6 protein-coding genes and 1 pseudogene are annotated in these 7545 nt (G+C 40.1%); 3 read left to right on the top strand and 4 right to left on the bottom strand.

The window, feature by feature from the left end:
* Positions 1-389: 389 nt before the first annotated feature.
* Both LC574_RS17570 and LC574_RS17565 read left to right on the top strand, forming a co-directional pair.
* Positions 390-1373 (top strand): DUF1517 domain-containing protein, encoded by a 984-nt coding sequence (locus tag LC574_RS17570; protein ID WP_229454693.1) that lies wholly within the window; start codon positions 390-392, stop codon positions 1371-1373.
* Positions 1374-1822: 449 nt separating this feature from the next.
* The gene (locus LC574_RS17565; RefSeq protein WP_229454692.1) at positions 1823-2203 is read left to right on the top strand and encodes a calcium-binding protein; all 381 of its coding nucleotides are present in this window, start codon (positions 1823-1825) and stop codon (positions 2201-2203) included.
* Positions 2204-2206: 3 nt separating this feature from the next.
* Here the strand turns inward: LC574_RS17565 and LC574_RS17560 are convergent, their stop codons facing one another.
* The 3 genes from LC574_RS17560 to folB form a co-directional block, all read right to left on the bottom strand.
* Positions 2207-2767 carry a sugar O-acetyltransferase gene (locus LC574_RS17560; protein WP_229454691.1) on the bottom strand — a complete coding sequence of 187 codons (561 nt, stop codon included), beginning with the start codon at positions 2765-2767 and terminating at the stop codon, positions 2207-2209.
* A 58-nt stretch (positions 2768-2825) separates the two neighbouring features.
* Entirely contained in the window at positions 2826-4109 is a 1284-nt protein-coding gene (locus tag LC574_RS17555; RefSeq protein WP_229454690.1) for a diguanylate cyclase, read from the bottom strand.
* Between the two features lie 1259 nt (positions 4110-5368).
* Positions 5369-5737, bottom strand: coding sequence for a dihydroneopterin aldolase (gene folB / locus LC574_RS17550; protein ID WP_229454689.1), 369 nt, complete (start codon positions 5735-5737; stop codon positions 5369-5371).
* A 176-nt stretch (positions 5738-5913) separates the two neighbouring features.
* On the opposite strand from folB, the pseudogene menD reads away from it, so the two are divergent.
* A pseudogene (menD, locus tag LC574_RS17545) lies at positions 5914-6633 on the top strand (2-succinyl-5-enolpyruvyl-6-hydroxy-3-cyclohexene-1-carboxylic-acid synthase); the annotation flags it as partial.
* A gap of 33 nt (positions 6634-6666) precedes the next feature.
* On the opposite strand, the gene LC574_RS17540 reads toward menD, so the two are convergent.
* A partial coding sequence (locus LC574_RS17540; protein WP_229454688.1) for a bifunctional riboflavin kinase/FAD synthetase occupies positions 6667-7545 on the bottom strand: 879 nt, incomplete at its 5' end.

The raw sequence follows: 7545 nt of genomic DNA, 5'->3' as shown, positions 1-7545 counted from the left end.
TAGTAATCCGCTTTGATTTTTGAAATTATTTGCGTAGGCGGGGAGTAGGGAATAGGGAGTAGGGAGTAGGGAATCAGGCTTTTCGAGGTGTACGGTGTTTATTCAAAAATCAAATAGGAATCCTATACAAGGACTTTTTCGCCAATCGCAAATTTATGTATGTAATTGTGAACATATCTTAAGGTACGGTTCCCCAGTCGAGAAATCCCCCCTGCGATCGCTGCCTACCTAAGAGAAGACGCGGTAAATTAAATATGTAGCCTTTAAAAGCTATGCTACGTGAATGCTACAAAGCAAGTTTTTACGGTCTGGCGTTAGCTACAGATTGAAACACTCCCACCAGCATAGGGAGAAATCATAAATAATTCAGTTTTCCAAGCGATAGTATTATGCGTAAAAAACTACAACAAACCATCAAACCACTGTTAAAAAGCTTCTTAGCGCTAGGACTGGTGTTAACTTTGGTTCTTAGCCACGCTGATGGAGCATTAGCGGCCCGCAGTGGGGGTCGAATCGGTGGTGGCTCCTTTAGAGTACCTTCCAGCCGCACTTATACACCGCGCACATACTCACCTCCTGGCGGGGGCGGGTACTATCCTGGTGGTGGCTTTGGTGGTGGTTTTGGCTTTCCCTTCCTACTTCCTTTCTGGGGTATTGGGGGAGGATTTGGTGGTCTATTTAGCATCTTAATTTTCTTTGCGATCGCTAATTTCTTATTGCAAACTTTCCGCCGTGTCTCTGGCGCTGAAACTCCAGAAGCAGATTACAGCAGTAACTCTCCGGTTTCTGTGACTCGTTTGCAAGTAGGTTTGTTAGCTCAAGCCCGTGAATTGCAAAATGAACTCAACCACATTGCTGAAACTGCTGATACTAACACCCCACAGGGGAGAGCAGAAGTTCTACAAGAAGCCAGCCTAGCTTTACTCCGCCATCCCGAATACTTTGTATATGCAGGTGGTGGCACTCAACAAGCCAGTTTAAATTCAGCTGAAAGTCAGTTTAATCGGCTGTCACTGGCAGAACGCAGCAAGTTTAGCGAAGAAACTATTTCTAATGTCAACAACCAGCTAAGAGCGGCCCTTGCCAAAGATGCTTTACCTCCGGCTGGTGAACTCGACAACCCCACACGCCTATTTACCGAAGGCCCTGGTGAATACATTATCGTCACCTTGCTGGCGGCGACACTAGGTAAGTTTGGAATCCCCACAGCGATTAATAGTGCTGATGATTTGCGTCAAGCTTTGCGCCAAATTGGTAGTATCCCCAGTGATAAACTCCTGGCAATTGAAGTTCTTTGGACTCCGCAAGCTGAAAATGATACCCTAACATCTGATGATGTACTGGCAAATTATCCTGATTTGAGACTTGTTTAATATTTCGCGCTTTAGTGCTAAGAAAGAACTTGGCATCTAAATACAGCAAATAATATCATGTCCGCTAAATTACCCATAATAAAAGAACCCCTCCCCGCTCTTCGGGAGGGGAGACAAAGCATAGCTTTGGCGGGGTGGGGTTCTTCGAGTTTAATAAGCAATCAAGCGAACCTGATATAAGTTAGCCTTTGAGGGCAATAATTAGAAAACCGTTTGTCAATGACAAGCGGTTTTTTGTATAACTTAGATATAGCAGGAATTACGCACTGAAAACTGAAACTTAGATCCCCTAATCCCTTTTAGAAAGGAAAGAACCCTAAAAGCCGCCTTCTTAAGGGTATTGGGGTATCTCTGATGTTTAAGTCCTATATAATTTATTTTAGAAAAATTATTCTTAGCTAAGACTTTGGTAGTATTATTAAAATGCATTATACGTAAAGTGTTTTCTTATGCCTAGTGTTGAAGCCGACGAAAACCGAGAGCATCGCATTAAAACAGAGATCATTGTAGATGCTGAAGATAAAGAAGACCGGGCAATGGGTTGGTACTATTACCTCGAAGAGGCTCTGAATTTTCCCTTTATGGCTAAATGGGCTAAGAAAGGACGCAAATCAGCTTCTACCGAGGAGAAACCAGTGGAAGTGCTGGGAATGGCCCCAGATGATGAGTGCTTAAAAGATATGCTTGTAGAAGTGGCTTACATTAATGGTAAGGATGATGATGTATATTCTGCAAAGTTATCTGAAATAATAGCCATTGATCCTGACAGCGAAACTCAAGAAGCGATCGCAGACTGGCTCTATTGGATTGCCAGAGGATATAAATTTTAAATTCTAGGATAAATATCGAATGACGCGGCAGGGATTGCCAGCAGCGACAACATTCTCAGGTATATCTTTGACAACTACACTGCCAGCACCAATGGTTGTGTTATCACCAATGGTTACACCTGGACAAATAATTGCACTGCCACCAATCCAGACATTATTACCAATGTTAATTGGGGCAGCTAATTCTCTCCCAGAAAGACGAATTTCTGGCTCTGTCGGGTGATAAGCAGTATAAATTTGTACATAAGGAGCGCATAAGACATTTTCACCAATATGAACTGTATTACAGTCTAAAATTACACAGCCATAGTTCATGTAGAATCTGTCACCAGCGAAAATATTACTGCCATAATCGCAGTGAAAGGGTGGCACAATTGATACTTTGTCACCGATCTTTCCAAATAATTCTTGCAAAATTTGCTGCCGTTGCTCTTGCTGTTCTTCGGTTGTAGAATTGTAATTTCGCAACAGACGACTAGCTCGCTTATTTTCGGCAGCCAATTCTGGATCATCCGCCAGATATAATTCGCCTGCGAGCATTTTCTGTTTTTCGGTTTTTTCCATGACAGACTTATGTAGCTTCTCGATTCTCTAGGATACACCTTAATAGCGGCTAGAGTAATTAAGTAAATATGGCATAAGTAGCTTTTCCCTGCCTTTTAGCTCGGTACATAGCAATATCAGCATCCCGCAGCAGAGTTGCAGGTTCCTCATAATTACTAAAATTCCAAGTAATACCAATGCTAGCTGTAGCAGATAATTGATATCCATTCAGATTAAGTGGCAATCGTAAGGAGTCTTGAATCCGTTTGGCAACATTGGTAGCGTCGGTAATGTCTTTGATATCCTCCAAAAGAACTGTAAACTCATCACCACCAAATCGTGCTACAGTATCGCCACCGCGTAAGCACGACTCTAAACGTCTAGCGATCGCTACTAAAAAATCATCCCCTATTCCATGCCCAAAGCGATCGTTAATTTCCTTGAAGCCATCTAAATCCAAAAATAAAACTGCAAAATAATAATCGTTTCGGCGTTTGCTACGTTCAATTGTTTGTCTGAGCCGATCTAAAAATAAAACCCGATTCGGTAATTTTGTAAGCCCATCATAAAAAGCATTGCGGATCAGTTGCGCCTCTGTCTGCTTGCGTTTGGTGATGTCTTGAAAAACTAAAACTGCGCCAGTAATATTGCCATTTTGATCCCGGATGGGTGCAACATTATCCCCAATCGCTATTTCTTTGCCATCTTTGGTAATCAATGTACAGTTTTCTGGTAAATTGAAAATTTCGCCTGATTCGATTACGTATGTAGCTAAATTTTCAATTTTTTCTCCTACATCTTTATTAACTAAGCTAATGACTTCTTCTAAATCTTTCCCCAATGCTTCACTTTGCTTCCAGCCAGTGATTAATTCTGCTATGGGATTCATCATTTGAATACAACCATTTGCATAAGTCACAATCACTGCACAGCCCATGCTGTTAATAATTGCCGCCAACCTCTGTTTTTCTTCGGATAATATCTTTTTACTCTGATGTTTATATAGAGCCATTTCAATCGCAAAATGTAAATCACTTTCAATAAATGGTTTAACTATGTAACTAAAACGCTCATTTACCTGATTTTTTTGTAATGTTTTATAGTCCGAACTCTCTGTTAAATATACTACAGGCACATGGAATTTATTCTGGATAATATCTGCTACGTGTACACCGTCAATTTCCCCAGCTAGGCAGATATCAATTAATACTAAATGTGGATGAGTTTCTGCTACCTTTTTTATTGCTTCTTCACCAGACTTAGATATTTCTGAAACTGAATAACCTAATTTCTGTAAACTTTTTCTAATATTTGAGGCTAGGATTTTCTCATCCTCAACAACTAGGATTTTGCGGGCGAACATGTTACGATAACCTGTTTGCTAGGGTTAAGATTTTTGTTGTGAGTATCAACTCATGTAAAATTCATTATTCTATCATAAACAATCTCTAGCTATTCTGTATTGTTGCTTGATATAAATACTGAGTCACGATTAAATAACATCACGCTATTAAGCTCCAATAATTTATGTACTTGTTAAAGCTAATTCTGATTATTTCATGCATCTAATGTCAAGTTATTAACATCAAACATCAATTACCATGTAATTACTAGCAATCAAAAAGCGATTTTCATAAATAAATTATGTAATAATTTTGGTTCTTGCGTTGGTTTTATGGTAGAGCATTAAAATCGCAGTTTTATAGAAAGGCTCAAAAACTTAAAACCCAGTCACAGCAATAAATCTAGCCTATCTTTAGGTTTTATTTATTATTCTGTTCCATAAAATGAACTGAAGAACCATAATTTTTTTGAATAAAATAAATATTAAGTATAATATTTATGTAAAAATTAATCAAGAAAAAAATCATTGGGTGCATCCCAGTTTTTATTTTGCAATGAGAGAATAAGTGTCATTGCGAGGAGGAACGACGAAGCAATCTCATGGACTCGTTTTGACCTGAAGAATTTTGCGATTGCTTCGTTCCTCTCTTCGAGACGCACTCGCGTTCGCAATGACATGTAAAAAAGTGGGATGCTCCCAAAATCATTTAATTACAACATAGTACTTTTATGTAAGTGAAAATAATATAATGTGTTATATTTAATATAATAGTATCCACTCACTATAATCTTACTAAAAATTAATCATCATCTGGAATTAAAAACTTTAATACCGCTTTGTCTACAAATAGTTTTTGTGTCAGTCAGGGTCTAAATTACTGTATGAAACTGTCTGAAATTTTCAATGGTAAGTGAAATGGTATTATTTAAAACTATTGATCGCATTTTCCGCACAGAGAAGGTACAGAGAATAATTAACTACAGATGAACGTATATCCTCGTAGGGGTGTATAGATGTGCATTGGTGTCAACTTAAACTAGAAATAGCAAAACTTTCGGCTTGATATCAAATCCGGCTGATTGCACATAGTTTCAATCAAGTAACAGAATGGGTTGTAGCTTATTTTTAGTGTGGTTGTTCAACTGGATTTGATATGACTCACCCGCCTGGAACTAAAGTTCCAGGCTAATAGCTAAAGTCTACTGAAGTAGACTAAAGATTTTTGGGTGTATTTAGTCATCAAGAATAGGTATTGAGAAAAGAACACCTTTTGTGCTTTAGAGATTGGACTTACTTTTAGTCACTTCAATGCTAATTTTGCCATCAAAGTCTGGAATAGGTGCAGCAGGTTTGCTCAGAATGACTTGAACTTGTGTTACACGATCGCACTCTTGGAGAATAGAATCTGCGATCGTTGTTACCAACTTCTCCACCAAAGCAAACTTAGACGTTTTGACCAGATGTTGTATCAAGCTAATGACGCTGCGATAATCTAAAGTATCTTTGATCGCGTCAGTCTTGGCCGCTGTGGAGATATCCAACCATAACCTCACATCCACCTCAAACCATTGTCCTAGCACCTGTTCTTCTGGCAGATACCCAGTGTAGCCATAGCAGCGAATTCCCGTTAAATGAATGCAGTCCATAAATGTTTGAGAGCAAATTGTGCATTTTGTAGAAACTGGAGTAAGTTTGCTTGGAGATTTTTCTGACCACAAACTCGCGTGGCGGTGTTGGGTTCCATCTTTGCATTTGTCAAATCCCAGATGGATTTTAAATTGATCCCTAAACAAAATCTAAAATTTAAGATTGTTTTATAGCTATGTTTGATTTAATGCCGATCGCTTATAAAAATGTTAATCAACTTTGGGCTTATATTTTAACAGAGACGCTAAAGCGGTTGGGATTGACTTGTGCTATCATTTGTCCGGGATCGCGCTCTACACCCTTAGCGATCGCCTTTGCTCAACAAGCACCTGAGATTGAAGCGATTTCCATTCTTGATGAACGTTCCGCCGCCTTCTTTGCCTTGGGACAAGCTAAAGCAACCGGACGCCCTGTGGTACTAGTTTGCACCTCTGGTACAGCAGGAGCAAATTTTTATTCAGCAGTCATTGAAGCCTCATATAGTGGCGTCCCACTGTTGGTATTAACCACCGATAGACCCCCAGAATTGCGAGATTGTCACTCTGGGCAAACTGTAGATCAATTGAGATTATATGGAAACTACCCAAATTGGCAAACAGAGTTAGCCTTACCCTCTGCTGATATGGGAATGCTAGCTTATCTGCGACAAACAGTAATTCATAGCTGGGAAAGGGCGCAAACTCCTACAAAGGGGCCAGTACATTTGAATATTCCCTTTCGCGATCCCTTAGCGCCTGTTCCTGATGGAACTGACTTGAGTTATTTGCAATCACAGTTTCACCCAAAAAACTTTTTCGCAGGAATAGCAAACCCATGCCCCATGCCCCATGCCCAATGCCCAATGCCCAAACAATGGAAAGAATGCGATCGCGGCATTATTATAGCAGGTGTTGCCCACTTAGAACTCCTAACTCCTAACTCCTAACTTTTAACTTTGCGCTTTAGCATTCAAAATTTCTTTAGCAACAACACAGTCAAGTTGAATTTGTGTTTTCAGGGCTTCTAGAGAAGCAAATTTTTGTTCAGGGCGCAAAAATTTCACTAGTTCTACAGCCAGTTTTTTGCCATACAAATCACCAGACCAATCGAATAAATGTATTTCCGCAGATGAATAAGTACCATTTACAGTTGGGCGGTTACCGATATTCATTACGCCCAAGCTTTCACTAGGAGCGATATCTGATGTTTCACTGAGAATGAAAACGCGGACAGCATAGACTCCTTGGCGGGGCAAAAACTTTTCTTTTGGTAGTTGGAGGTTGGCGGTGGGAAAGCCAATTGTTCTGCCCAATTGTTGACCTTGAACGACAACACCAAAGAGAGTGTAGGGGCGTCCTAGTAGTAGATTTGCATCTTCGATGTCGCCTTGCTCAAGGGTTTGGCGAATTAATGAAGTGCTAATGCGGGCATCCTGAGTCGGATTAGTACTGACGCAACTGCTTTCGGTGGGTGAGTTACCTGTATAAGTTTGTAAGGGAACGATGGTAACGGGGATATTCTGCTTGGCGGCAATTAATTGCAAATCTTTAGCAGTACCACTGCGCTTTTCGCCAAAACAAAAATCCTGCCCGATGCTAATTTGCTGGCATCGCAGTTGTTGCACAAGAATTTTTTGGACGAATTCTTCGGGGGTCAAAGCAGATAGTTCTTTGTCAAAGGGTAGTAGTACCAGTTGTTCTACCCCAAGCGATCGCAATTGTTGGACTTTTTCATCAAGTGGCGTTAACAAAGTCCGGGGCTGGCCCGTAAAAAATTCCTGTGGATGGGGGTCAAAGGTGACAACTGTTGAGTAAATATATTCTTGATT

This window comes from Nostoc sp. CHAB 5715 (assembly GCF_020829685.1).
Classification (GTDB): domain Bacteria; phylum Cyanobacteriota; class Cyanobacteriia; order Cyanobacteriales; family Nostocaceae; genus Nostoc.
This window is presented reverse-complemented; position numbering and strand designations above follow the sequence as displayed.

Coding starts and splice junctions, on each gene's coding strand:
- LC574_RS17570 (WP_229454693.1), top strand. CDS start 390: ATGCGTAAAAAACTACAACAAACCATCAAACCACTGTTAAAAAGCTTC.
- LC574_RS17565 (WP_229454692.1), top strand. CDS start 1,823: ATGCCTAGTGTTGAAGCCGACGAAAACCGAGAGCATCGCATTAAAACA.
- LC574_RS17560 (WP_229454691.1), bottom strand. CDS start 2,767: ATGGAAAAAACCGAAAAACAGAAAATGCTCGCAGGCGAATTATATCTG.
- LC574_RS17555 (WP_229454690.1), bottom strand. CDS start 4,109: ATGTTCGCCCGCAAAATCCTAGTTGTTGAGGATGAGAAAATCCTAGCC.
- folB (WP_229454689.1), bottom strand. CDS start 5,737: ATGGACTGCATTCATTTAACGGGAATTCGCTGCTATGGCTACACTGGG.